General features: G+C 43.7%; 20 protein-coding genes and 1 pseudogene. 8 read left to right on the top strand and 13 right to left on the bottom strand.

The window, feature by feature from the left end; translation table 11 throughout:
• Window positions 1-91: pseudogene (locus I6E84_RS10845) on the top strand (elongation factor Tu); the annotation flags it as partial.
• Window positions 92-248: 157 nt separating this feature from the next.
• Window positions 249-725: a ribosomal protein S18-alanine N-acetyltransferase gene (gene rimI, locus I6E84_RS10840; protein ID WP_197217968.1), complete on the top strand. Its 477-nt coding sequence runs from the start codon at window positions 249-251 to the stop codon at window positions 723-725.
• A gap of 66 nt (window positions 726-791) precedes the next feature.
• Here the strand turns inward: rimI and I6E84_RS10835 are convergent, their stop codons facing one another.
• Genes I6E84_RS10835 through trxB form a run of 3 tightly spaced genes read right to left on the bottom strand, consistent with a single transcriptional unit; the run spans window position 792 to window position 3,065 of the window.
• On the bottom strand, window positions 792-1,181 hold the full coding sequence (locus tag I6E84_RS10835; protein ID WP_197217966.1) for a MerR family transcriptional regulator: 390 nt from the start codon (window positions 1,179-1,181) through the stop codon (window positions 792-794).
• 54 nt (window positions 1,182-1,235) lie between these two features.
• A complete protein-coding gene (aat, locus tag I6E84_RS10830; protein WP_197217964.1) occupies window positions 1,236-2,042 on the bottom strand; it encodes a leucyl/phenylalanyl-tRNA--protein transferase in 807 nt (268 codons plus the stop codon).
• Window positions 2,043-3,065, bottom strand: a complete 1,023-nt coding sequence (gene trxB, locus I6E84_RS10825; protein ID WP_197217962.1) for a thioredoxin-disulfide reductase — start codon at window positions 3,063-3,065, stop codon at window positions 2,043-2,045.
• A 663-nt stretch (window positions 3,066-3,728) separates the two neighbouring features.
• On the opposite strand from trxB, the gene I6E84_RS14270 reads away from it, so the two are divergent.
• Window positions 3,729-7,061: a DNA translocase FtsK gene (locus I6E84_RS14270; RefSeq protein WP_197217960.1), complete on the top strand. Its 3,333-nt coding sequence runs from the start codon at window positions 3,729-3,731 to the stop codon at window positions 7,059-7,061.
• Window positions 7,062-7,376: 315 nt separating this feature from the next.
• On the top strand, window positions 7,377-8,870 hold the full coding sequence (locus I6E84_RS10815; RefSeq protein WP_197217959.1) for an amidase: 1,494 nt from the start codon (window positions 7,377-7,379) through the stop codon (window positions 8,868-8,870).
• A gap of 30 nt (window positions 8,871-8,900) precedes the next feature.
• On the opposite strand, the gene I6E84_RS10810 is transcribed toward I6E84_RS10815, so the two are convergent.
• The 8 genes from I6E84_RS10810 to dapC form a co-directional block, all read right to left on the bottom strand.
• On the bottom strand, window positions 8,901-9,803 hold the full coding sequence (locus tag I6E84_RS10810; RefSeq protein WP_197217958.1) for a DODA-type extradiol aromatic ring-opening family dioxygenase: 903 nt from the start codon (window positions 9,801-9,803) through the stop codon (window positions 8,901-8,903).
• 105 nt (window positions 9,804-9,908) lie between these two features.
• Window positions 9,909-10,397, bottom strand: a complete 489-nt coding sequence (rlmH, locus tag I6E84_RS10805) for a 23S rRNA (pseudouridine(1915)-N(3))-methyltransferase RlmH (protein ID WP_197217957.1) — start codon at window positions 10,395-10,397, stop codon at window positions 9,909-9,911.
• Window positions 10,398-10,555: 158 nt separating this feature from the next.
• Window positions 10,556-11,104, bottom strand: a complete 549-nt coding sequence (locus I6E84_RS10800) for a DUF421 domain-containing protein (protein WP_197217956.1) — start codon at window positions 11,102-11,104, stop codon at window positions 10,556-10,558.
• A 156-nt stretch (window positions 11,105-11,260) separates the two neighbouring features.
• The gene (locus I6E84_RS10795; RefSeq protein ID WP_197217955.1) at window positions 11,261-11,776 is read right to left on the bottom strand and encodes an ABZJ_00895 family protein; all 516 of its coding nucleotides are present in this window, start codon (window positions 11,774-11,776) and stop codon (window positions 11,261-11,263) included.
• An 83-nt stretch (window positions 11,777-11,859) separates the two neighbouring features.
• Window positions 11,860-13,869, bottom strand: a complete 2,010-nt coding sequence (locus I6E84_RS10790) for a D-alanyl-D-alanine carboxypeptidase/D-alanyl-D-alanine-endopeptidase (protein ID WP_197217954.1) — start codon at window positions 13,867-13,869, stop codon at window positions 11,860-11,862.
• A 108-nt stretch (window positions 13,870-13,977) separates the two neighbouring features.
• Window positions 13,978-14,583 carry a 3'-5' exonuclease gene (locus tag I6E84_RS10785; RefSeq protein ID WP_197217953.1) on the bottom strand — a complete coding sequence of 202 codons (606 nt, stop codon included), beginning with the start codon at window positions 14,581-14,583 and terminating at the stop codon, window positions 13,978-13,980.
• Window positions 14,584-14,599: 16 nt separating this feature from the next.
• Window positions 14,600-16,540, bottom strand: a complete 1,941-nt coding sequence (locus tag I6E84_RS10780) for a DUF294 nucleotidyltransferase-like domain-containing protein (RefSeq protein ID WP_197217950.1) — start codon at window positions 16,538-16,540, stop codon at window positions 14,600-14,602.
• A gap of 338 nt (window positions 16,541-16,878) precedes the next feature.
• Complete coding sequence (dapC, locus tag I6E84_RS10775; protein ID WP_197217948.1) at window positions 16,879-18,111, bottom strand: succinyldiaminopimelate transaminase; 1,233 nt, start codon at window positions 18,109-18,111, stop codon at window positions 16,879-16,881.
• Between the two features lie 258 nt (window positions 18,112-18,369).
• Between dapC and I6E84_RS10770 the strand changes: the two genes are divergently transcribed.
• Entirely contained in the window at window positions 18,370-19,041 is a 672-nt protein-coding gene (locus I6E84_RS10770) for a hypothetical protein (protein WP_197217947.1), read from the top strand.
• Between the two features lie 146 nt (window positions 19,042-19,187).
• Here the strand turns inward: I6E84_RS10770 and glnD are convergent, their stop codons facing one another.
• Together glnD and map are read right to left on the bottom strand one after the other, a co-directional pair.
• Window positions 19,188-21,932, bottom strand: coding sequence for a [protein-PII] uridylyltransferase (gene glnD / locus I6E84_RS10765; RefSeq protein ID WP_197217945.1), 2,745 nt, complete (start codon window positions 21,930-21,932; stop codon window positions 19,188-19,190).
• Between the two features lie 313 nt (window positions 21,933-22,245).
• Entirely contained in the window at window positions 22,246-23,037 is a 792-nt protein-coding gene (gene map, locus I6E84_RS10760; RefSeq protein ID WP_406947678.1) for a type I methionyl aminopeptidase, read from the bottom strand.
• Between the two features lie 514 nt (window positions 23,038-23,551).
• Here map and I6E84_RS10755 point away from each other — a divergent pair.
• The 3 genes from I6E84_RS10755 to I6E84_RS10745 all read left to right on the top strand — a co-directional run bounded on the left by I6E84_RS10755 (window position 23,552) and on the right by I6E84_RS10745 (window position 26,144).
• Window positions 23,552-24,037, top strand: a complete 486-nt coding sequence (locus tag I6E84_RS10755; RefSeq protein ID WP_197217944.1) for an META domain-containing protein — start codon at window positions 23,552-23,554, stop codon at window positions 24,035-24,037.
• A 257-nt stretch (window positions 24,038-24,294) separates the two neighbouring features.
• Window positions 24,295-25,296 carry a PD40 domain-containing protein gene (locus I6E84_RS10750; protein WP_197217942.1) on the top strand — a complete coding sequence of 334 codons (1,002 nt, stop codon included), beginning with the start codon at window positions 24,295-24,297 and terminating at the stop codon, window positions 25,294-25,296.
• 197 nt (window positions 25,297-25,493) lie between these two features.
• Window positions 25,494-26,144 (top strand): DUF1449 domain-containing protein, encoded by a 651-nt coding sequence (locus tag I6E84_RS10745; protein ID WP_194365112.1) that lies wholly within the window; start codon window positions 25,494-25,496, stop codon window positions 26,142-26,144.
• The last annotated feature ends 301 nt before the right edge of the window (window positions 26,145-26,445 follow it).

Genomic DNA, 26,445 nt, shown 5'->3' with positions numbered 1-26,445 from the left:
CCCAATCGCTATGGACAAAGGTCTTCGCTTCGCTATTCGTGAAGGCGGCCGTACTGTAGGCGCTGGTGTTGTTGCTAACGTAAACGTTTAATACTAACCCTAGTATTTAACTTGTTAGTCAAAAGCCGTTCTCTTTATTGAGAACGGCTTTTTTTATGGGGGTTTATAAGTAAAGAAAACTGTGGTGATATACCTATAATTGACGATAATATAACGTGTATTTTAAGAAAAGAGACAGAAGAGTGCAGATGTTTAATATAAAGACACTAAATTCTGAAGCAGAAGAACGTGCAGCGATTGTCCAAGCAGTTGCAACTATCGAGAGTGTTGTCCAGTTGCAAGAGTCATGGACTGAAAAAGCCCTAAGCGATTTACTTGAACAAGATAGTATAGATTTAATGGTCGTTATGAGTACGGAGACTGACGAAGTGGTTGGTTACTGCTTATATCAAGTGGTGTTTGAGCAAGCAGAAATCCTGCGTATTGGCACACGCCCTGATTATCAACGCCAAGGTATTGCGTCGCTACTTTTTGCAGAATTAAACACACATCTGAAAGAGATTCAGGTGGAAAGTTTATTATTAGAAGTGCGTGCAGATAACGCTCCTGCGATAGCGTTATACGAAAGACAAGCGTTTGTCGTTATTCATAAACGCAAAGGCTATTATCAACAGCCGCATCAGCCAGCAGTCGATGCTTTAATTATGCAGCATGTTTATCGGTAGTGACATATGAGTTGAATTGGCTTTATTGTTTTAAGATGTTTGTTCATCAGCTTTTATACGATAAATTTAGTCGCTGTTTGCCTGCATAGATTTAAGCTCTTTAATTCGTTCGCTCAAGAGCTCAATCATGATACTGGTATTGGCTTGCTGTTTTTGAACTTGATCCAGCTTTTTTTGATTAAAACTTAATTGTTCATCGAGGCTAATTTTCCCAGCATAGAAATCATTGAAGCTATCTTTCATTTCGTTGAGAGTGAAGCCTACCGTTTGTGCACTCTTGATTAGCTCGATACGTTCGACACATTCTGGATGAAACTCAGTATACAGTCGCGATCCTGCTTGACGCTTACGTGATTTTAGCAAACCCAATTGGTCATAGTGACGCACAGTATCCTTAGTAGTATTGGCTTTTTTTGCTAGCGCCCCAATTAACAAAAACGATTCATCAAATGCCATAGTGGTCTCATAGGTCTGTAAGTAGATGCTTGTTAATAGCCATCACAATGCTCGTTATAAATTGAGCTGCCAAGGTTCTTCGTTATCGAGTTGCGATACTGGCAACGGTTTGTGGGAGTCATTTTGCCATGTGATGGCATCACCAGCTATCAATGTATTTAACTGAGTGAGAAACTCTACACGTGGCAAGGTAGTTGTGCCTAGGCTCATTAGATGATCGTTTGGTAATTGACAGTCGACCAACGCTACATGGCTTTGTTCACATAAGCGCATAAGACCCCAAAAAGCTAACTTTGAGGCATTGGAAGCGCAGTGAAACATCGACTCGCCAAAATAGATATTGCCTATTTTTAATCCATAAAGCCCACCAACCAATTGCCCTTTATCATCCCAAACTTCCACACTATGTGCAAACCCTTGCGCATGCAGCTTGGTGTAGGCTTCAATCATTTCATCATGAATCCAAGTATGTTCTCCTTCAGGCTGATTGTCATTGAGGCCGTCGCTGCGTGGCAAGCTACAGGCATGAATTACGTCATCAAACGCTTGATTAAGGGTCAGTTGCCAACGGGCGCGATTCGCTTGTTTGCGTAGTGACTTGCTTGGCTGATAGTCTGTTGGCACTATTACACATCGTGGTTCAGGGCACCACCAAGCGATCGGCTCATCTTCATTAAACCAAGGGAACAGTCCTTGTGCATAAGCAGAGATGAGGGTTTCTGGTGCCAAATCGCCACCCATCGCGACGATGCCAATGCCATCAGGGTCAATAGAAATAGGATCAGGAAAGTCATAACGCCCAAGACTTTTTAAGGTCTCAGGCGTGATGTGTTGATCGTTCTGTTGAGTAAAGTTGCCCATTTAAGCTTCTTTATCTGCAGTTAGTGTTGAGTCGTAAGTATGATCACGAGCAACGGTCTCTCCCAATGCATCCAAGTATTTTTCAGCATCAAGTGCTGCCATACAGCCAGTGCCAGCAGATGTGATGGCTTGACGATAGACATGATCGGCGACATCGCCTGCTGCAAACACCCCTTCGATACTGGTTTGCGTGGCATTACCCACTAAGCCGCTTTGAACAGTAAGATAGCCATCTTTCATATCTAGCTGACCTTTGAACAAGTCCGTATTAGGCTTATGACCGATTGCCACAAACATGCCAAATACATCTAGTTGCTTAGTACTGCCATCGATGGTTGATTTGATAACAACGCCATTGACGCCCATGTCATCACCAACCACTTCTTCAACACTGTGATTCCACTCGATTTTGACGTTACCATTTTTGGCTTTTTCGAACAATTTGTCTTGTAGGATTTTCTCAGAGCGTAAGCTATCACGGCGATGCACTAAGGTTACTTCAGAAGCAATGTTTGATAGATATAGAGCTTCTTCGACAGCCGTATTACCACCACCGATGACGGCGACTTTTTGGTTTTTGTAGAAGAAACCATCACAAGTAGCACAAGCTGAAACGCCAAGGCCTCTGAATTTGGTTTCTGACTCTAGCCCTAGGTACTGAGCAGATGCACCTGTTGAGATGATTAGGGCATCACAAGTGTAGCTACCGTTATTACCCGTTAATTGAAAAGGGCGTACATTCAAATTTACTTCGTTGATATGGTCATAGACCAATTCGGTACCGAAGCGTTCTGCATGGGCTTTCATGCGTTCCATCAATGCAGGGCCTGTTAAGTCATGAGCATCGCCCGGCCAGTTATCGACTTCGGTGGTGGTGGTGAGCTGTCCGCCTACTTCCATACCAGTGACCATGACAGGTTTTAGGTTGGCGCGTGCTGCATAAACGGCAGCAGAATAACCAGCAGGACCTGAGCCTAGGATGATGAGTTTTTCGTGACGTGGCGCTGTATTTTCAGTTGCCATGGGTAATTCCTTGCTAAATATAAAAAGTTAAAAATAGGAGTGATTAATAGATCTCTTGCAAAAGTACCAGTTCATTGATTTTCACTGACGGAGTCACGAGGGCTAGCGATGACTTATGCAAGAAATCTAATATAGTAAATTTTTCAAAATAACGACTAATATGGTTTTTTCATTGCTGTGTGATAATAACATAAGGGCACGGCGGGCAAAGTGCAAGTTTGCTAAAATCAACATGGATATCATTAGAATTAAAGCATATAAACCTTGAAGTATTGTTGCCATAAATGACGACTATTTTATAAGGTCTATATAAGATTGTTAGCCTTATTCTGTGAGCTATATTGCTAAAAGTAGGGTTTTTTATCTAAATCGCATATTAGCTAACTTTCTTGCACTCTTTCTTTAGAAGACTGTCGCCACTATGCCTATGTATTTGTTATTATAAGAAGTTATGCCAAGTGTATTGGGGCGCAGAAAGAAGGCTGTCATGACTCATCTTTATGACAGACAATGCGTTCTAAATACTTTGCCAGAGATATTTATATTCGCACTTCTATATCAGTATCTCTATGTCAGCACTTTATGTCAGCACTTTATGTCAGCATGATTAAGCTTAGTCATGCGTTGACGACCATTTAGTATTAATAACAAGGCAGATCTTACGTGATATCAGCACCGCTTATTGAGTATTTAAAAAAGGGAATATTTACCCTCCTTGGGTTAATACTGGCCGTTTATCTCTTTGTCATCTTGATGACGTATACAGGTAACGACCCTAGCTGGTCGCATATCAGTAGTGACATGACCACGATTAATAATGTGGGTGGTGCATCGGGTGCTTGGTTATCGGACTTGCTCTATAGCTTCTTTGGTTTTGGTGCATGGTGGCTGCTAGCATTTTTGGTTTATGAGTCTATCCTTATCTGGTGGGACAACAAGCCAACATTTTGGCTGATGCGTTTGATTGCTTATGTGTTTTTATTATTGAGTGCCAGTGCTTTATTTGCACAATTGGTTGCGTTGGTTCAGCACGTAACGGATCCAACAGCGACAAGGCTAGAAGGGGTTGCTGGCGGTATTATAGGGTTGGAGCTACAGTCTCGATTGGCTCAGCTTTTATCGCAGTGGGGGAGTGTACTCTTCTTAACGGTTTTCGTTATTATCACGGCGACTTTTGCCTTTAATATTCATTGGCTTGCGATTTATCAGAAAGTGACAGCGTTGTCATGGTTAGGTTCAGGGGTCAAACACAAAGGCATGGCGCATGATGATATCTCTGCTCAAGAAGGTATTATCTCAGAGCAAAACGATGAAAGTATAGCAACGAATAAAACAGCTAAAGAAATCTCAGAACAGCAGCAGTTACCGCTTGAGCTACACTCTGAAGATAGTGTAAAAGCAGTAGAGAATAGTGGTCGTTTCAGCAATGTCTTATCAGACTTTTTATCAACGTCAGGGCTTGCTGATAGCGTAAAAGCGTCGATGGCAGCAGCAACGCAAGCGGCTATGTCTAATTCAAGTGCTATATCTAATTCAAGTGCCATGTCTAATAATGAAAATAGCCAACAGCTACAGGCGGCAACAGCGACACCTAGCGGTACAATTGATAATACAGTCAATCATGCTAATACATCGCCGACGTCAAGCTCTGTAATGACACCTGTCCGCAAAGTAGAACCGAGCTTTGCTTGGAATGATGCAAATACCGTTGATGATTTATTGGCCAGTGAGCAATTAGCTTATAACACCAATACTATGAACGGTCATGGTTCAGATTCTGCTGCGCCAGTACCTAATAATACTGAATTTAGTCATACCAATACTGAGTCGCTAGAATCAGCTGTGCCATCAGCTCCGACTATATCAAGCGCAAAAATAGCTGACGTTCAATCGCCAATTGAGGATGTCGTATACGGTGAGACGGTTCTTCAAAATACGGCAGATTCTGGGCTTGATGTGCCAGCGGAGAGCATTGATACATTGGCAGATGCTTGGCTAGCAGAGCATGCAGATATTTCAGTACCTACTACTGAAGCGTCTGTAGAAACACTTAAGTCTGATAGTGTCGTGGAGCAGCCAGTACGAGAAGCAGTCGTAGAGCCTGTGTCCGATTTAACCAGTAGCGATGCTATTAATAAGCAGCCTTCGAATAGCAAGCTTTCTGATAATAAGCCTTCGAGTATACCTGTTGCTTCAGCTGCTATTGCAAAGTCAGCTACTCAACTGGCAGCAGAAGCTATTCAGCCAATGTCAGAAATGGCCGATATGACGCCGACCAATACACCGCCTGCCAATCCAACATTACCACCAACTGTTGTCGCTGAGCCAGTTGTTGCTTCTAAATCCAATGTGAGTTTTGATATACCTGAAGGAGATTCTAGCAACCATATTGCTGATATGGTGCCAGATGATACGAGCGCTGATGATGCTGCTCCTGTTATGCCCCATATTAGCGATGATGCAGCGTTTAGTACCAAGTCACGCTCAATGCAAACGGCGGCTTATCGTAGTAGTTTGTCGCCTATTCCTGAGATGTCGATTTTAGACAATCCAGACCCAAATCGCCAACCGAGTTATACCGACGAAAAACTGGTTGAGCTATCAGAATTACTAGAAATCAAACTACAAGAATTTAATGTAAAAGCATCGGTTGTCAATGCGATTCCCGGGCCAGTCGTAACACGTTTTGAGGTCGAGCTGGCGGCAGGGGTAAAGGCTAGCAAGGTAACGGGCATTTCGCGTGATTTAGCACGCTCGCTGTCTATGGCATCTCTGCGTGTGGTTGAGGTGATACCAGGTAAGCCTTATATTGGTATTGAAGTACCCAACCCAAAACGTGAAATGGTACGTTTGATAGAGCTGCTAAATACTGAAAAATTCAAAGACCCAAAAGCGCAAATCAGCATGGCAATGGGCAAAGATATTGGCGGTAAACCTATCATTACTGACCTTGCGCGTGCGCCGCATATGCTGGTCGCTGGTACGACAGGTTCTGGTAAATCGGTTCTGGTTAACTCAATGCTACTGTCGATGCTACTCAAATATACGCCCAATGAGCTGCGTCTGATTCTTATTGATCCCAAGCAGCTTGAGCTTGCCAACTATAATGATATTCCGCATCTGTTAACGCCTGTTGTGACTGATATGACGGAAGCTGCCAGTGCATTATCATGGTGTGTGGCAGAGATGGAACGCCGCTATCAGCTGATGAGCTTACTGAAAGTTCGCAAGCTTGATGAATTCAATAAAAAAGTGCGCGCTGCCGAGGCCTCAGGCAATCCTATGCTTGATCCCTTATGGCGACCCAATGATAGCGTGAGTATCAGCCAAGCGCCCAAGCTCAAAACCTTGCCAATGATTGTCATCGTCGCGGATGAGTTTGCTGATATGATTATGCAGGTTGGTAAACAAGCCGAAGAGCTCATCACGCGTTTGGCACAAAAATCGCGGGCAGCCGGTATTCACTTAATGTTAGCCACTCAGCGTCCATCGGTGGATGTCATTACAGGTCTGATTAAAGCCAACATCCCAGTACGTGCAGCATTGCGTGTTAACTCAAAAGTCGATTCACGTACTATCTTGGATAGTGGTGGTGCTGAGGATATGCTAGGCAATGGTGATATGTTGTTCTTAGGGCCTGGGCAAATTGAGCCTGATCGTGTGCATGGTGCATATGTCAGCGATGAAGAAGTCAATCGTGTGTGTGACGCTTGGCGTGAGCGCGGTGCACCTGACTATATTGATAACATGGCAGGGAATTTTGAATTATCTAGCCCAGGCGGTGGCGGTAGCTCAAGCAACGCCTCTGGCGAAGATGATGATTTATACAATGATGCAGTTGCCTTTATTATGGAAACACGTAAAGTCTCAGCTTCTAGCATCCAACGTAAATTTAGTATTGGCTATAACCGTGCAGCACGTATCGTTGACTCGATGGAAGAAGCTGGATTGGTCAGCTCGATGGGTAAAAGCGGCAAGCGCGAGCTGTTAATGTAGCGTCTGGATTTTATGATATAAGAAGGCGAATCACGAAAGTGGCTCGCCTTTTTTATTGCGTAAGCATAAGTATATTTTTAGTGAGGAATTAAGCGCTTAGGAATATAATACTGAAATATTGTTATTAAACACACTGTAATTATCTAAGATTAAATTCATGCATGGATAACAGGCAGTTCAGTATCTAAATGACTAATGAGTTCATTTATCAATCATAAGTAGTGATTTTTTATACTAAACTGACAGTTATTTATCGATAAATATTTGTTAATTTTAAGAATTCTCCATTCAATTACTCTCCAAGGAAGGTCAGTTATGTTTAAAGAGTACACCCAGTACGATGGTCTCGCATTAGCGGCATTGGTCAATGCAGGTGAGGTCAGCGCCAAAGAATTATTAGATGCAGCAGTCAGTCAGGCAAACAAATTAAATCCTAAATTGAATGCCATTATCCACCGTTTTGATGAACGTGCGTATCGTTCGGCGCAGGCAGGATTGCCTTCTGGCGTATTCAATGGCGTGCCGTATCTATTAAAAGATTTATCGTTTAGCTTCGCGGATGAACCCATCACGATGGGCAGTCGTAGTGTCCATATCATCTCAGAAAAAGACAGCGAAATCGTCAAACGGATGAAAGCCACTGGTGTCAATACCTTTGGCAAAACGAACACTCCTGAGTTTGGTTTGATTATCACTACTGAACCCAAAGCTCATGGCGCAACTCATAATCCATTTAAGAAGTACTATAGCTCTGGTGGATCATCTGGCGGCAGTGCAGCAGCCGTGGCAAGTGGTATCGTACCGATGGCAGGCGCAGGTGATGGCGGTGGCTCGATACGTTTCCCCGCTGCATGGTGCGGCGCGTTTGGACTCAAACCTAGCCGGGGTCGTAACCCAATGGGCCCATCATTTGGAGAAGGGTGGGAGGGAGCAGTCGCTGACCATGTGATTACACGTAGCGTGCGTGATAGTGCTGCTATGCTCGATGCGACAAGCGGTGTAGAAATCGGTGCTCCGTATGTCATCGCGCCGCCAAAGGGTACTTTTTTACAAGCCGCCATGCGCGCGCCAAGACAATTAACCATTGCTTTGCATCAGAAGCCATTGATTGCCAATACTGTGGTGGACAAAGAAGTACTGGCGGTCCTGGATCAGACTGCCAAACAGCTAGAAGCCATGGGTCACCGAGTAGTACCTGCCGAACCTAATATTGATATTGAACAGTTTTGGCATGATTTTATGGTGGTGGTTTGTGCTCATACCGCATTTACCATTGACAATCTCGAGCGTGATTTTGGTATCGAGCATATCCAGAATTTAGAGCCGCAAACTTATAATATGGCACTGCTAGGTTGCTCGCTATCAGCGGTTGATTTGGCTCATGCTAAGCATGGCTGGCATCATAGCCAATATCAGACTGGCTTATTGCTTGAAACCTACGATATGATTTTGTGCCCGACCGTACCCACACCTGCGGTCAAACATGGGATATTACCACCCAGCCGCACGGACGAAATGCTGATGCGTAGTGCAGAGTTTCTCAATAAAGGCTTTGATATGGGTAAGTATGCTTTTCGCTCTGGTATGATTGAAAAGCTGAGCCAACCGATACTAGGCAAAATGGCTTTTACGTTATTAGGCAATGTCACAGGTCTACCAGCAATGTCGTTACCACTCGGCATGAGCAAAAAAGGCTTGCCGATTGGTATGCAGTTGATTGGGCGTATGAACGATGAAGCCACACTATTTAGTGTGGCAGGTGAGTTTGAGCGTGCGGGATTGTTTACGAAAGCTGCTTTTGAACAGTAGCGCTATGATGAGGACACGGCCTAATACATATTAATCAAAGCGATAAATATCCATACCCAAACTATGATGTGCCATGCTTTGATGAACGACTGAGACGCGCTGTCCAGTCCCTAGTGCAAAGAACAGAGGTAGCAAGTGCTCATCACTCGGATGAATGTCTTTATAGTTAGGGTATTGCTGCCAGTCTAGAGCAGTGGGTATGTCTATCTTAAGCTGCTGTAGTAGCCATAGCTTAAAGCCTTTGGCGGCCTGATCGATACTGTCAGATTGCCAGCGCATGGCGCTCAGGTTATGTGTGATGTTACCTGAACCAACAACAAGTATTTGCTCATTACGCAGTCGTGCTAGCTGCGCGCCCAATTGATAACAGGCGACACTGTCATAATGCCGCGGTAAAGATATTTGTACGATAGGTATATCTGCCTCTGGGTACAGATGTCTGAGAGGTGCCCACACGCCATGGTCAGACGCACGTACAGGGTTGACGCTACAGGTGATCCCACGTGCGGTGAGCTGCTGTGCGAGTGATTCTGCAAGCACAGGATGACCAGCTGCTGGATATTGTAGCTCGTACAACTCAGGCGAAAACCCTGAAAAATCATGCCACGTCTTCGGTTGTGGGTTGCTGCTGATTTCAAGCTTGGATGACTGCCAATGCGCGGACATAATAAGGATGGCACGTGGCTTTGGTAAGTTTTGTCCGATACGTGCCAGCGCGCTGGTCGTAGACGATTGCTCGATAGCAAGCGTCGGAGCACCATGCGAGATAAAAAGTGCTGGTAGCTTCGCAAATTTGGTAGCATTGGCCGCTACCGCAGGTGCATCTGCCCAAACACCAGCCGCAGTGATAGGCGTTGGCGAATTGGAATGGGACTCATCGTCTTGATGGCTTGGACGAGAGGCGTCAGGTTTCGCAGTTTTTGGATATTTCATGTTCTATGTATTAGGGCGTGCACCAGTTTTTCAATCCGTTCTACGATTGATGTTTTGAGTGGTTTAATTAAAACGTCGTAATCATTTTTTACACGTCCAATCTATCTAGTTTCCACGATGATAAGGGTGGTTATTATTGATACTCATCGCCCGATACAACTGTTCCATTAGCACCACACGTACCAACGGGTGCGGTAATGTCAGAGCTGATAGTGACAGTTTTACATCGGCTTTGGCTAATACTTCTGGCGAGACACCATCTGCACCGCCGATGACTAGAGCGATATCATCGCCTTGCTGCATACCATCGGCTAATTTGTCAGCCAATCCTTCTGTTGAGATCATCTTACCTTTGACATCCAATACCCATAACTGCTCACGACCTGACGTGTTATGAGCGGACAATACTGCCTGACCTTCTTGCTCACGGTACTGTGCTAGATTGGCGTCCGAAGGGTTTTTTGCACGTTTTGCAGCAGCTAGCTCAACAATTTCTGTGCTGAGCATGGGTTGAATACGTTTAAAATATTCATCAAAACCCGTCTGTACCCATTTGGGCATTTTATTACCGACGGTTAAAATTCTTACCTTCATAGTAGTTACCATTTTAATAATTGATAAAACGAAAAATATGATGCTCTATAGTCAAAGAACTCTAAAGTGGGTACAAGGTAGCCGACTGCAGATTGTACAAGTAGTACATCTAAAGAGGATAACGCCGTAGTGGTTTAGTAGTTCACCGACTATATATTTTACATTAGCGGTGCAATAGTATCGGAGACAGTCGCTTCTGTGTTTGAGTTATCCTTACTCGCATCAGTCGTGCTTGGCTTTGGAATAATAGTAAGCTGGGCATCAGACTCAAAGACAATGGCTTCAATATCATCGAAACTGTTCATGCCTTCGGAGCGCATCGCACATTCGATTTCTTGACGGGTCAGCCTTTCATCTCGCATGGCATCTGGCAAAAACTGTCCTTGGTAAAAGACGATACGCGGCTCAGACAAAATAAAACTGCTAAAGGGCGTTGAAATAGACGCATATTTGGTGACTAAAAACTGCAATACATAAAGCACTAAAATTGATGAAGCCCCTTCGACAAAAGGAATGTCTTTTAGCAAGATAGTACTGGCACCTAATGAGCCGATCATCACGGTGACGACCCAATCAAAGTTATTGAGCTGTGACGTCGAGCGCTTGCCAGAGATTTTGGTAATCAGCACGATGAATACGTAAATCATAACGGTCGTTAAGACGATACGTCCAAGTTTGTCTATATTGTCAAAAAAGAACATTTCCATGATGCTCGCTCCTATTCAAAGTAGGTTATTGTCCAAAGTAGGTCATTGTCCAAAATTTTGCCCATTAACATTGACGCAATAGATTTTATAGATTCTACAGCTCGATAACTGAGCCGATTTTTCGCTACTTATAGTTTTTCTACGCTTGCTAATTGCTTATCGAGTTTTGCGTTTGGGATCAAGTAGGCTGTTGAGCACCCAAAGACTGATTCGAGCACTGACCAACGTCAGTACCAATATCATGACGAGTGCTGAGAGCAGTGGTAAAGGTTTTTGCATCGCCATATCGACTAAGACTTCACGGCTCACTGTGTCAAATAACCAAAACCATATGGCTACGAAGTAAAGCGCAGTTACTAGCCAGATAACAGCAACCCCGCTCAACATGATGCGATTAATTTCACTTCTATTCAATGCTCGCTGCTGATGCTTGACGAATTTACTGACTGCGATGTAAGCACCAATAATAATAGACAGCACCGTGACCAGTTGTGAGTTCAAGGTAAGCTGGGTTTGAATCATCATAAACACTGCGCTGGCAAGTGTATAACCAACTGCAAAAAAACCAATATACTGCGCCAGTTTGGGTTGAGCCAATCCATTATTTTTTGTTAGCCCATCACGATTCGACTGAGGGCTAGGCTTGCTGAGATTGGTTATCTTACGTGGCATAATCTGACCTTTATAAAGGTAAAAACATAAGGTAATTGATATATTATCAATTATTCATTAAAAAGTATTTTTGATAAAAGTAATCAATGCTCAGCGGTCCAATCGAGCATCGCATCCAATACTGGTCTGGCAGTATAAGCGTTTAGAGACTGCTCACTATTGATAAGTCCCACGACGACATAATCCTGCCCTGACAGTCCTTTGACATAACCTGCCATCGAAGTCACGTTATTTAAAGTACCCGTTTTTATCCATGCACGGCCAATGGCTGCTGATTCGGGCAAGCGTTCGCCATGCGCGGTGATGGTGCCGCTGACACCTGCCACACCTAACGAGTTAACGTAAGCATCGAAGCTTGGACTATCATAAGCATATGTTAATAGTTCGCTTAGATTGGCCGCGGTGATGGTGCATTCGCGGCAGAGTCCTGAGCCGTTGGTTAGATGAGGTGGTGGTGTGCTGAGATTGGTTTGCCACCATTGATTGATGCTCTGTAGCGCCGCTGGATAATCGGTAGTAGTGGGTTTACCAAATTGATATAAGCTACTTGCGTTATTGTGATTATTTACAGGTGTTTCGTCATGAGTTTTAACGGCATTGGCATTGCTATATGCTCCTATCGATAGAGCCACTTGCTCAGCCATTACATTATTGGAGAAGTGGTTAATATCATAAATTTGCTGAGTGAGGTTCAAGGAGGGGTAGCTGACAATGGGGAGCGGTGACATCGACAATGCTGTGAGACCGTGTGTCGACTTTAGAGACTTTGTCCCAGCATAAGGCACTTCTTGTGTGATGACATCACCACTGAGTGTATTGCCTAGCGCCTGCCATTTTTCGGCGATGATACGTGCAGCAAAGTCTTTGGCATCAGGATACGCAACATAAAAAACATGCTTGCCACAGCTGCTTGGCAAGTCGGCATTTAACACCAGTTGTTTGGTTTGCCACTGCGGCGAGAGACTATAGCTTGCCTGTCCACAGCTCGCTGAGCGGGTATTGATGGTAGTGGGTAATTGATAATTTGCTAATTGCGGCGTATAAGTCAGGCTGGCTTGACCATTGTCTAACGGGTAGCTTTTGATACCGATAGTGCTGAAGTTAACCAAAAAACCATCGGGGCTGGCGTTATAAGGACGTAGCGGCGAGTTATCAAAGGCGGCAGGATCTTTAGTGATATTTTTAAAGACAGCGCTATCGATGATGATATCTCCATCGATGTGATGAATGCCAGCTGACTGTACTTTATAGAGCAATTGCGCCAAACGCTCATGGGTCATTTTTGGATCGCCACTGCCTTGTATAACCAAGTCACCGTGTAGACGATCAACGATGACAAGGCCAGTATGGTAGACACGTGTATGCCAGACAAAGCCAGTCCCCAAGGTATCTAAAGCGATAAAACTGGGAACGAGTTTCATGGTGCTGGCAGGCGTACGAGCGATATCAGGTTGATGACTCAGTAGTGGTGAGAATGACATCTTGATAGTAGGTGTACCCATTTTGCTATCAGTATTACCACTTTCATGATTATTATGTTCGTCGATGACTGTTGGCTTTGATGAGTCACCCAGTACGGTTGGGATACTTTCTAAACTTTGGTAAGTATAAGGGTCATCCGTATAAGCATGCAATGCTTGCTCACGCTTTTTAATCGTGCGCTTTTCAATCGTAACCAATGTGCTTGGTTGCACTAAATGACTTTTTTCATCGCGAGTGTCACTCTGCGTTGTTTTCTGGCCGCTATTATTAATGTCAGAAGTTGCGTTAGTCGTTAACGTTGGTTGCGAAGTACTCTCAGAAGAGCTATCCGACTGGCTGTCAATGACTTGAATAGGAGCAGGCAGGTGACTGGCATTTTTATCGCCGACTGGCGTAATGATGATGCTGATATCAGCTTCCGTTAAGTCAGCTCGTGATAATGCTGCTTGAATGGCTGCTGGTAATGCTGCCTGTGCATATAGCGGCGTTGCGACTAATGCTAATACAGCCAAGCGTTTACTCACCTGATTAAACGGTCGTAGATGGTGAAAAATCGGTGAAAGTTTGGCAGCAAGGGCAGGAGAACGAGAGCGTTTGGAAGTAGGTCGCATGAGCATCTTTTAGTCGGTGGTAAAAGCCGACTATACTAACATGAGTTGCTGTTTTCGCGTAGGTTGAGAGGCTTGTTAAAAGCTCGATTTTGTTATCTATAAATGATATTAACGCACGTGCAAAAAGGCCATCGCCGTCATAATGGCATCGTTATAAGCATCGTGAGCGCCCAGATCAGGAATATTATAATGCGCTAATATATTGGTCAAATGCTGCGATTGGCCAGAGAGGCCTTGGGTGTGACCACTCATACGACGACTGTATAAATGGCGCACATCGATGACTTCATTGGGCAGCGTGGTACCCATATAGCGCCTGACCAAAGGATTCAAAAATCCAGTATCTAATTGCGTACAAAACCCAATGATAGGTCGGTTATCTATAAATGGCAGCAACAGCGCCAGCATTTCATCATAGCTCATACCATGCTCGACATCAGCGGTACGCAAACCATGAATGACAATGGTATCGCGGTCAGGCATCACCGGTGGTCTACAGACCAAATGCATGCCATTGCCCGTATCAATAGTATTGCCATTGATATGAATTGCTGCGACAGACAGTATATGATGCTTTTTGGGATTGAGTCCTGTCATCTCACAGTCAATCGCCACCCACTGCTCAGCCATCGGTTGGGTAAACATCGAGGCCAACTCTGAACGCTGTAATTGCGTCTTTTGCCAAGTGCAAGACAACTGCTTTAGCCAACTCATATGCGTGCTCATTTTTTTATGCTATTTCTAATTGATAGTGCTGACGTAGCTGTGTTTTAAAGCTTTTGACCACGGACAGACACTCTTTTAGCAAGTCACGCTCCAGCGCCGTCAGCGTCGTTGGGTTCACTTGGCGTGCGTGTCTGTCATCGGTAGACAGAGCAACTGATAGACGCTGTGCCATGAAGAATTCTAAAGCCTCTAACAAGTTGTCTGCACGCTCTTGGGTTAGTGCTTGGTTTTTTACCAAAGCCTTTAGGCGATTCTTGGTACTAGGGACTTCTAAAATGTCATTTTCTAATGCCAAGGTGCGAATACCATGAACCAGTGGAAAGATACCGGCTTTTTTTAGGTCGATATCTTGTGAATCTGCCTTACCACCTAGTAGTGGAACAAATTTTTGCCACCACTGATTCACATCACCGAACTGTAGCGCGGCGCGTGCGAACTGGCGTACAAACATAGGGTCTGACTGTCGGTGCGCCACTTTTAGATGTTGACGTACCTGAGTCAATAACGAATCATCACCACAGACGTATTCACCATCGAGGATAGCGGACAAATAAATACCATGCATCGGATCGGTGTTTTTAAACCACCAACTGATTTGCGCATTAAATGCTTTTAGCGGCTGTCGCCACATGGGGTTGGTCATCATGATATTGCCATCACACAGGGGATAGCCTAACGTCGCTAAATGGCTATTAAAAGTATCAGCAAACTGTGCCAAATCATCATGGGCGTAACCATCACGCATGATGAGTGCATTATCTTGGTCAGTACGCATGATTTGCTCACCGCGACCCTCTGATCCCATGACGATGAGGCAGGTGTTTGCCATGACTTCATCAGGCACGATGAGTTGCCAGAGCTTGGTAAATACCTGTGCGTTGAGCGTCTGTACCATGCGACTGATGTTGCCGATTTTGACGCCATTTTGATGCTGCACACGAATATAACGACCGATAAGCTCAACAGCAGTATCTAGGCTTGAGAGATCTTTTGCCTGTTCGATTTGAATACTAATGAGTTGTGAATGATGACCAATATGAGCGAGCATATCGCTCTGTCCAAGTACGCCTGCCACGTCACCATTTTGATCAATCACTGGCAATCTATGGATACGATAGCGAGTCATGGTCAATAGGGCATCGCCAATTTCATCAGTGGCGTTGATGGTACGCAGGTTAAAGTTAGCATAACGCTGGCAGGTAGTCGTGGCAGGATTCTGCTGCTCACTCACCGCGCGGCAAATATCGGTATCGGTCAAAATCCCCAATAGATGCCCTGTGCCATGATGTTTGTTGTCAGTGTTTTCTAAAGAGTTTGATGGTCGCACCAGTACGTGCTTTAGTCCTACTTGGGTCATAATGCAAGCGGCGTCATACAAGCTGTTACTGGCGTCAACAATATGTACGGGCAATAAACTGACATCTATCACTGGTTGCAGCATGATTTGCTGAACTTCTTGCTGATCGTTATAGGCGTTAGGATTGGTTACTTTGTGATTACGTCGCTGCTGTAAGGCTTTTAACCGTTCAGGGAGTTTGTCAGATAGCATTTGGCGTACTAGATGATTTTGTGCGCTGATTTTATCGACTGCGCTACCAGCGACCTGTAGTAGCAAAGTGTCTTCGGCAGCTGTAAATTGATAGGTCTGTACGGCTTCGATATTAGGATTGCCGTTTGCCGATGACTCGGGCAGACGACGACTATCGAACCAGTCGTTATTATTGAGATGGTCAGAATGATTGCTACCTAGATAGGAGCCGACGAACTCACCGTCAAGTGACTGTTCAATCTGTCCTTTGATGACCACATACAGACATTGCAGCTCTTCTGCTAGCAGGCTTTCGCTTTTGGCAAGATAGCGGATTTGGGTGTTTTTTCTAATACTTTGACGTTCAGCCATACTTAATACATCAAAGGGCGGCTGGGTAAAATCAAGATGGGCCATGGCATCATCCTTGATGGCATATTGGGCGTGTCTTCATTTTGAAAATGGTGATAAAAATGAGATAAATTGCAGCTAAACGAGGAAAGTAGTGCAGATAATATTGAGATATTAGTAAGCTACTTGACGCAGTTTGGCAAAGATTTAACCATTTTTAGTCCATTTAAAGTTTATTGTTCAGAGTGAGGACACGCCCTAGGTAAAAGATACTTTACTATAGCACTATTGCAGCAAAAAACCTCTAATAACCACATTTATATTGTGGCTATTAGAGGTTGGTATTTTTCTTGAAGATTAATGCATGTAAAGCGACTGCTTATACATTCTATGAATTGTGCACCTTACGCACCAAGTAATTTTCGAATACGGCTTATCGCTTCACGGCTTTCATCGACACTAGCGACCAGAGCAATACGCACATAACCTTGCCCAGGGTTTTTACCATTCACCTCACGTGATAGATAGCGACCTGCTAAAGCATGAATATTGGCTTGCTCATACAGCGCTTTGACAAACAGCTCGTCATTACCATTGAACTGCTTAGGCGCTTTTATCCAAAAGTAAAATCCAGCCTCAGGCATCCGCAACTCTAATAGATCGCCAAGCTCCGACATCCATAAGGAAAATTTTTCTTGATAGAGTGCGCGATTATGCGCTACATGCTTTTCATCTTGCCAAGCAGCGACAGAGGCGAGCTGGTGCGGTATGGGCATGGCACAGCCTTGATAGGTGCGATATTGCAGATACGCCTGCAAAATATTGGCATCACCCGCCACAAATCCTGAGCGTAAACCAGGCAGGTTTGAGCGTTTGGACAAAGAGTGAAAGACGATACAGTTTTTAAATTTATGACGACCGAGTGTCGCGCAAGCTTGCAACAGTCCAATCGGCGCTGTATCAAAATACAGCTCGCTATAGCATTCGTCACTAGCAATGATAAAATCGTACTGATCAGATAGGCGAATGAGGTATTCCCAATCATCTATCGTCATGACGGAACCTGTCGGATTGTTCGGACTACAGACAAACAAAAGCTGCGTGCGTGCCCAAACTTCTTTTGGTACTGCGCGATAATCCCCTTTAAAGTCATTATCTAGTGTGCAAGGTACAAAGTAAGGCGTTGCCTGTGCCAATATGGCCGCACCCTCGTATATTTGATAAAACGGGTTGGGCATGACCACGGTAGGAGGTTGACCAGATACAGACAGCGAATGATTGCCAGTATCGATGACTTTGTGATCGACGACCGCTTGTACCAAACTAAAAATAGCCTCGCGTGTTCCCATCACTGGCAATACTTGTGTATTAGCATCGACATGATTTAAGAAAAACCGCTTCTCTAACCAGTGTGCAATGGTTTGGCGTAGTTCAAACAGGCCATTGGTCGTTGGATAACGGCTTATTTTGTCCAAATTTTCGCGTAGTACGTCCAGTACAAAAGCGGGTGGCTCATGCTTTGGTTCACCAATACCCAGTTTGATTTCACTGTAGTTATGGGCTGGGGTGCTATCGGCCAGTAGTGTAGCCATTTTTGCAAAAGGGTAAAGATGCAGATACGTTAAGTTGTGATTCATAGGTAGGGTAACTATAATAGACAATTAATAATAAAGTTATAAAGAAAATTTACATTTAAGCAGTGTAGCACTTCTCTTGTTTTTTGTCTTTTTCTTCTTTTCATGCTCAGACTGCCAAGCTATTTGACCGTAAATGATGAAACAGACACAGAAGTAATGTACTGAAAAATGCTCAGAAAATCTTATCAATTGATAACTTATAACAATACAAAAATCTCTATCAGTCTTAATGATAGATCATGGTAAGGATAATTTGATATGCCTAGTGTTGCAAAACCCGATAGTCTTGACGCTAAAGATATCAATGATGAAAACTCTAATAGTAGCCTGCCGCGTACTAAATTGTACGAGCGACTCAAGCAACGTGAGCACAGCTGGTGGCAATCGCGTCAGCAACTGATTAACCGTAAAGAAAGAAAAATGTTTTGGTACGGTGAAAACAGCCTGATGATGTGGTTCTTATGGCAATTGGTCAGCTATGTCATCGTGGCAATGCTGCTGATGTTACTTAGCAAGTTGCTGGGTATCATGCTGCCTTTATGGCAATATGTTGCTCTGTTTACCTTACAGACAATCATATTTTTGGTCATGTTGGCAGCCAAAGGTCAAATGGCGAATACTTTGCAACGCAAAATTGACAAAGATGAGTTGCTACGTGAAGAAGCTATGAATGAAATGATTATTCTAGCAGAGGACAGTCTCTATCCAGATGTGCATGCCCATGCCCCTCTTTCGCTAAGAGAGATGTATGAATATTTTGATAAAAGCTTCCATTTAGCAAGTTTGCATTGTTTGCTAAAAAGAGAGGTCGATGCTGGGCGTTTAATACTGACGCAAAAGCATATCGAAGCAGAGATTTTGCCGCCAGATCTTGCTGATGATGAGCTTAATGAGCACGCTAGCGAGATGATATACAAAAGCACTTTATAAAAAACAGCTTTGCTATTAGGTATTAATGTAGTGGGGTATCAAGGCAAGTAGATATAAAAAAGCATGCCATCGATAGCGTTATCAATGGCATGCTTTGTACTTTTTAAACAGGGCTTTTTTGACGTGCTTACTTCATTGCATTTGATTTAATAAAGAGGGCAGTCTTTCTGTACACTGAGGCTCGCAATCAACGCTGACTTCAAAGTTTCAAGTCTGTCAGCAGAGAGTGGCTCATCGTTCTGATCGCTGATATAAAACATATCTTCTGCACGCTCACCCAAAGTGGTAATACGAGCCGCATGAACCTCAATCTTCTCTTGCAAGAATACTTGTCCAACTCGTGCGAGTAACCCTGGTTGATCGAGCGTTTCTAAGCTCATTATGTGCTGATCTGAGGCCTCATTAAACTCAAATTTGATGACCGTGGTCACTTCAAAGTTTCTGAGCTGACGCGGAATACGCTTGTTCGTAATCTTTAGCACTGTTGGATCTTTAAAGGCACTGATCAACCGCTGCTTGAGCTCTTGCTGACTCTCTTCATCGATTAATAACGTACCAGTAGGGTCAAGCAGCACATAAGAATCCAAAGCAAAGTCACGCGTGGCAGTAATAATGCGTGCATCTAAAACATCTAGATTCATTTGATCGAATACTGCCATAGTGACGGCAAATAGGTTCATCTGATCTTGGGTATAAACAAAGACTTGCACGGCATCTAGAGCCAGCTCTCTATGCTCACGCAGTACGACCAATGGCGGGCTATCAGCGTTAGACGCAAGACCAATCGGTGGATGATTCAAGATAGCTTCGGTATGCCACAAAATATCCTCAGCGATTTCTCGTAAGAAGTACTCGTCGCCCAAGTCATCCCATAGTCTCAGTACTTCTTCGCGATTCATGTGCTGATTATTCACATTGGCCAGCATATTTAAGGCCTGCGTGCGTGTCGCACTAATCATATCTTGGCGATTGGTTGGAGCATCAATATCAGCGCGCAAAATACGACGAGTTTGTGAGTACAGCTGTTTCATGAGCGTGGCGCGCCAGCTATTCCATAACTGTGGATTGGTGGCGTTCATATCTGCCACGGTGAGCACATATAGATGGTTGAGATGGGTGACATTACCAACGAGATCTGAGAATAACGTGACAACCTCAGGGTCTGAAATATCTTTTTTCTGAGCGGTCATCGACATTAATAGATGATAACGGGTCAGCCAGCCGACCAAGTTGGCATCCGCCAAACTCATGCCATGCGCTAAGCAAAACTCAATAGATTCGGTCTGACCAAGTTCACTATGATTGCCACCGCGACCTTTAGCAATATCATGGAACATCGCTGCCAGTACTAATATCTCTTTGCGTTCGATACGCTGAAAGATAGAGCTAACCAGTGGAAAGTCTTCATAAAAACGCGAATCAGTAAAGCGGTGCAAAATCCGAATCAAAAACAACGTATGCGCATCAACCGTATAACGATGGAATAAATCGTATTGCATGAGCCCAGTCACTTGGGCAAAAGCAGGGATATAATTCCCTAATACGCCATAGCGGTTCATGGTACGTAGACGGTGAAACAGATAGTTCTGTTCTTTTAAATTGGCTAAGAATAGGGCTTGGTGAACAGGATTATCACGATAGACCTGATCGATACCACGTGCGGCGATTTTTAATGCGCGCAGGGTATGCGTACGAACGTTTTTAATATTGTGTTGACCCATCAATAAAAACATCTCCAGAATGGCTTCTGGATGCTGGGCAAATACCCGATGATGCGCCATAGAGATTTGATCGCCAACTTGATTAAAGCGCGCATTGATCGGATGCTTTTTAGGGCGCTCGTCATCTGATAGTTTTGGCTCTATAATCGTTTCGTAATAATGATTGGTGAGCATTTCAGACAGAGTCGATATCTGCATGGCACAGCGATAATAATCCCGCATAAATCGTTCAACAGCGGCATTAGGCTCATCGTCTGGCTGAGTCTCATAGCCCATTAACTGGGCAATCTCACGCTGATAATCAAACAGTAGCTTGTTTTCGTTCCGACCTGTCAATACATGTAGGTAATGACGTATTTGCCATAAATAACCTTCTGCAAAACTCAGCTCATCAAATTCTTTTTCAGTCAAAAAATTCTGTTGTACCAAGTCATATAGCTTGCCCACTCGGAAGTAACGCTTAGTCACCCAGCCGATAATATGAATATCGCGCAAGCCGCCAGGAGCGGTCTTGATATTTGGCTCAAGATTGTATTCGGTAGCATTGTGCTGTAGATGGCGCGCTTTTGCTTCTTCGATTTTTACCTCAAAGAAGCTACGCGGTGACCATTGTTCGTTGACAATTTTGACAGGCATCTCTTGCAGTGCTTCATTGCCAATCAGTAGCCGAGCTTCTAGCTGTGCGCTAGCAATAGTATGATCAAGCGCAGCTTCGAGCGCATCATTGACGGTACGTACCGAAAGCGCAGGCTCCAGTCCGATATCCCATAACAATGCAACCAAGCGATCAATTTTTCCACTGGTCTCAGCGTCAATCTCATCAGGAGATAATAATAAAATATCGATATCTGAATAAAGCGACAGCTCGCCGCGACCATAACCACCCGTGGCGAAGAATGCCAAGTCGGTCTTATCCAGCTCAAACCACTTAAACAAAGCAATCAGTAACTCATCTATCGCACAGGCACGAACGGTCACCAACTGACGAATATTAACACCACGCTCGAGTGCGCGACTGATGTCTTCATTGATTTGAGTCAACCACTTAGGAATACCCAGTAGTGGTTTTTCGGCGTTATCGCTATCTGATAGTGGTGCATTCGTCGCTATGTCAGCTGACAGCAACGGTAATGGCGTTAGGTCAATAGAGGTGATATCACAATTAAACATGAGTGTTATCCAATTAAGAGTTTAGAGATAGCTCGTTAAGATGAAAGCCTATGACAACTATGGTGCTATAGTCAATCCACTATAAATTCGATACGGTGTCAGTCTCGCTTAGTCTACTAACTGTAGTACTTTCACTCGGCTTCCTTGTATCAAAATATATTGAACCGACTATATGTAGCGTACTATAAAAATCAGGATGTGCTAAAACTGTATGGGTATGAAAAGTATAAAGATAAAAGATCAATAAGCATAATACTCAATTCACCCTGATTATAGTCCAAAAAAAAGACCGCCTAGGCGATCTTTTATTGTATTACTGAGTCAAAAAGCTTAAATCTTCTTCAGGGCGGGTGGTAAACACCTCACAACCATTGTCTGTCACGACCATCGTATGCTCCCATTGGGCAGACAGCTTACGGTCTTTGGTAATCGCCGTCCATTCATCCGGCAAGATTTTGGTCTGCCATTTGCCTTCATTAATCATTGGCTCAATGGTGAACGTCATGCCAGTTTTTAGCTCAAAGCCTGTGCCTTTTTTGCCATAATGCATGACTTGTGGCTCGTGATGGAATTCGTTACTGATGCCATGTCCACAGAACTCACGTACGATACTGAAACGCTCAGGCTCGACCACTTCTTGAATTGCGGCACCCACATCGCCTAGACGTGCGCCATTTTTGACAACACTCATACCTGCATAGAGTGCATCCTGTGCCACTTTACAGATGCGCTTGGCCATAATAGAGCCGTTGCCGACAATCCACATTTTTGACGTATCGCCGTAATAGCCATCTTTAATGACGGTCACATCAATATTAATAATATCGCCATCTTTTAGTAGTTTGTTTTCACTCGGAATACCGTGACAAACCACATGGTTGACCGAGGTGCAGATTGATTTTGGAAAGCCATTATAGTTGAGTGGCGCAGGGATAGCGTCTTGTACATTAACGATATAGTCATGAGCAAGACGGTTCAATGCTTCGGTGCTGACACCCACTTTAACGTGTTCGTCTAACATAACCAACAAATCGCTGGCCAGTTTACCGGCGACACGCATTTTTTCTATGGCTTCTGGAGATTGGATCAAGGATTTTTTAGTCATCATAATCGTACTTATAGTTATGGAATTAATAGGGGGGATTATAGCATAAATGCAGGCACGACTGTTTTGAGAGAGTGGCGAGCAAGTCTGGCGCTATATTATCCGTACACTGCTATTAATAGTCCTGTTCTTAGAAATTTCAAGATTTCTATACTGATGAGTATCGTGTTCGGATTAGCTAACAGTTACATACATATCAGGTGCTATCAGCATAGGTCAGTAGAATAATGGTTTTGATAAGGAAGCAATAGCTCGTAGTAGGTATCTAGAAAGCATTAGCAACCAATGCTAAGCACAGCAAGCTAAAGTAGAAAAACTATTAACCCTCACAAGTATTGTTGCAATCAAATACTGAAGCTATGATGACAATCAGGCATTAACTATGCACAATAGAATGCGCTATGCAGATTGATAAGTTTGATAATTATTAATAATAAAAAGCATTGATGGAAAATGCGAGACATCACGTTTACTCGTAATTAAAATTTTGAATTTAATCGATATAGGAGCTTATATGAAGAACACAACTAAAATGATGATGGCCGCAACGCTGGCTATAGCTACGCTTGCTGCTGGTTGCCAAACCACAAATATTACGGCACCTGTCACTCAACCAGTAACTTCTGCTGCTTTACAAGCCTATAACTGGCAGTTGGTCGATGCTAAGCTCACTAGCGGTGATAAAATTAGCCAACTGTTCTTTGATCCTACCAAACCGTTAACGCTAAATTTTATGAATAATAACGGCGGCGATTACGTAGCATTTATGAACACCTGCAACAGTATGAGTGCGGGCTATAGCGTTGTTAATGGCGATGTACAAATCAAAAATGGCATTAGTACCATGATGGCCTGTCCAGAACCGCAAGCAAGCTTCGATACAGCGGCTTTGGTAACGGTAGAAGGTAAGTATAACCTCAATAAAAATGCCAATAATGTTCCTATTTTGACCATCAAGAATGATAGTCAAATCGCACATTTCAAAGCCATTGCTAAATAAAGCTTATTCTACTTAATCCAATGTTTAAGCAATTGAGTCTCTATGCAAGCTGTGTTGCAGTATAAGCTTTCAAAGCAAAGTAGTATTTTGATCAAGCCTCACTTTATAGTGGGGCTTTTTTTGTTCAAAACTAAAGTCCAATTTACGTTACAATAGTGTAACAAGTTGTATTTTATAAACATTGCATCTAGCCCACACTGCGTTTAACCAACACTTTGCGACGTACCTTTCATAGCGTACCTATTGGACTTTACCTTATGCTAAAAACCTCCGTGTTAAAACCAACGATCAGCATGCATATAATAAGCAGCACGGTCGCTATAGCAGCTCTCAGCGCTTTAGCTGGCTGTCAGACGCTGCCTAGCAAACCAGCCAATACGGCTACCAGTACCGTCGATAGTAATCCACTAACTGCGCGTATGCCTGTGATGGACCGTCAAGGGCGCATAGCCTATGTGGATGAGCAGGGTACAGGTGCCGCAAAAATATCGACATTGTATAGCATACGTCCTGATGGTAGCGACCGTCAGTTGATTGATCAGATAAATGGTTATATCTATTCGCCTGCATGGTCTGCGGATGGTCAACGGCTTGCTTATAGTAAACAAGCACCACGTCAAAACCCCAAAATTTATATCTATGACCGAAAAAGTAAAACCCAAAGTCTGATCGTTAATGCTGAAGGCAGTAACATGTCAGCGTCATTCTCACCTGATGGTCAAAAACTCCTCTATAGCTCAACCGTCGGCGGCAACGCAGATATTTATGAGATGCGTCTGAACGATGGTAATACCAAACAGTTGACTACACTATCAAGCACTGAGGTACAGCCAAGCTATGCGTCTGATGGCAAAAGCTTTGTCTATACCAGTGATAAAGTCCGTGCTGGACGCCCAAGCATCTATCGCTATGACTTTGCCACTGGCAATGCGACGTCTATGCCGACTAGTGGCTATGTCGCGAGTCCTCAACTCAGTACAGATGGTCAGCAGTTAGCGTATCTCAACGGTCGCAAGGCTGCGGTTATGACATTGGCTACCCGTCAAACCATCGATCTTGCAGAAACAGGACTTGATGAGCCTGCACGGTTATCACCGTCTGGACAGTATGCAGTTTATCCAATGCGCAGCTCGCAAGTGAGCAGCCAAGGCACTAGAAATATAGGCAGCCTCGTTATCCGCTCGTTATCTGGCAACACAAGCTACAGTATTAATAGTGACGCTGGCGGGATGGTGCGTTCACCGATTTGGGGACGCTAATGGCGAAATCTATGTATTATAGGGTGAGATGTCTATATAATTAATAAAGAAACATAAGTTGATTCTATGACTTAAGTTTTCATGAACATCACATAAATTTTATAAACGGCTCATCAAGATTCTGCGTATCAAAATACTATATAAACATGCTTTATATAGAGATACTGGATTGGGTGAGCAAAAGGAGAAAGTACGTAATGCAAGAGTCGTTTTTGATATTCATTACCAAAATCAGCTTGTACCCGACGATAGTCTTTACAGGATTGGTGATGTTTGTGACCTTGTATTGGATGGTGTCTCTACTTGGTATGGCAGATATGGATACGGTAGATATTGGTGATGCAAGTGGCGAAGGTAGCAATTTGACCTCATCAGGATTTGTGTCGGGTCTGCTGCTCAAATTCGGTCTGTATGGCGTGCCACTTATCGTTATCCTTAGCCTAATCAGCTTAATTGGTTGGTTATTAAGTTACTTCTATACCAGTTTTTTACATCAAAATTTTGACTCAGGTATTTTATATTATCTATTCGGCACCGGAGCGCTAATCTTTGTATTGGTCATCTCCATGTGGCTGACAGGCATCATCATTTCTCCCATCCGCAACAAAATAGCCAAAATACCTAGACGCAATGCCGCTAGCAATATCGGCAAAATCGCGGTTGTGCGTACCCTTAGTGTCACGGACAAACACGGCGAAGTGGAATTGAATGATGGCGGTGCAGGATTGATACTCAAAATTCGCTCAGACATCAATGATGGCTCGCTGAAACAAGGCGATCGAGTGATGTTGGTGGAGTATTTAGAGGCTGCCAATACTTATCGCGTCGCCCCTGTAAAAGATAAATAACCACTATAGTCACTCCACTATAAAAGTGTTACTGCGTTAACCTCGCTTGAAGTATTTGATATACATCTACACTCGGTTGCCTTGTACTACTTTTAAATTGAATCGACTATATAAATAATTTAGCCACTAGTAAGTAATTTAGTCACGATGATTCGCCATCATTATTTTCAGCACATCATTATCGCTTTTAGCACAGAAAAAACTCATAGAATGAACAGGGATTTAGCCAGAGGTTTTAGAAGAATCTCTGGTTTATGAATAATATTTTTAGCAATGATTTAAACGGTTTTAAATTTGGTTA

It is taken from the genome of Psychrobacter sp. SCQQ22, assembly GCF_015864605.1.
GTDB lineage: Bacteria > Pseudomonadota > Gammaproteobacteria > Pseudomonadales > Moraxellaceae > Psychrobacter > Psychrobacter fozii.
Note: the sequence above shows the minus strand (reverse complement) of the source record. Positions and strands in the feature narration are given on the sequence as shown.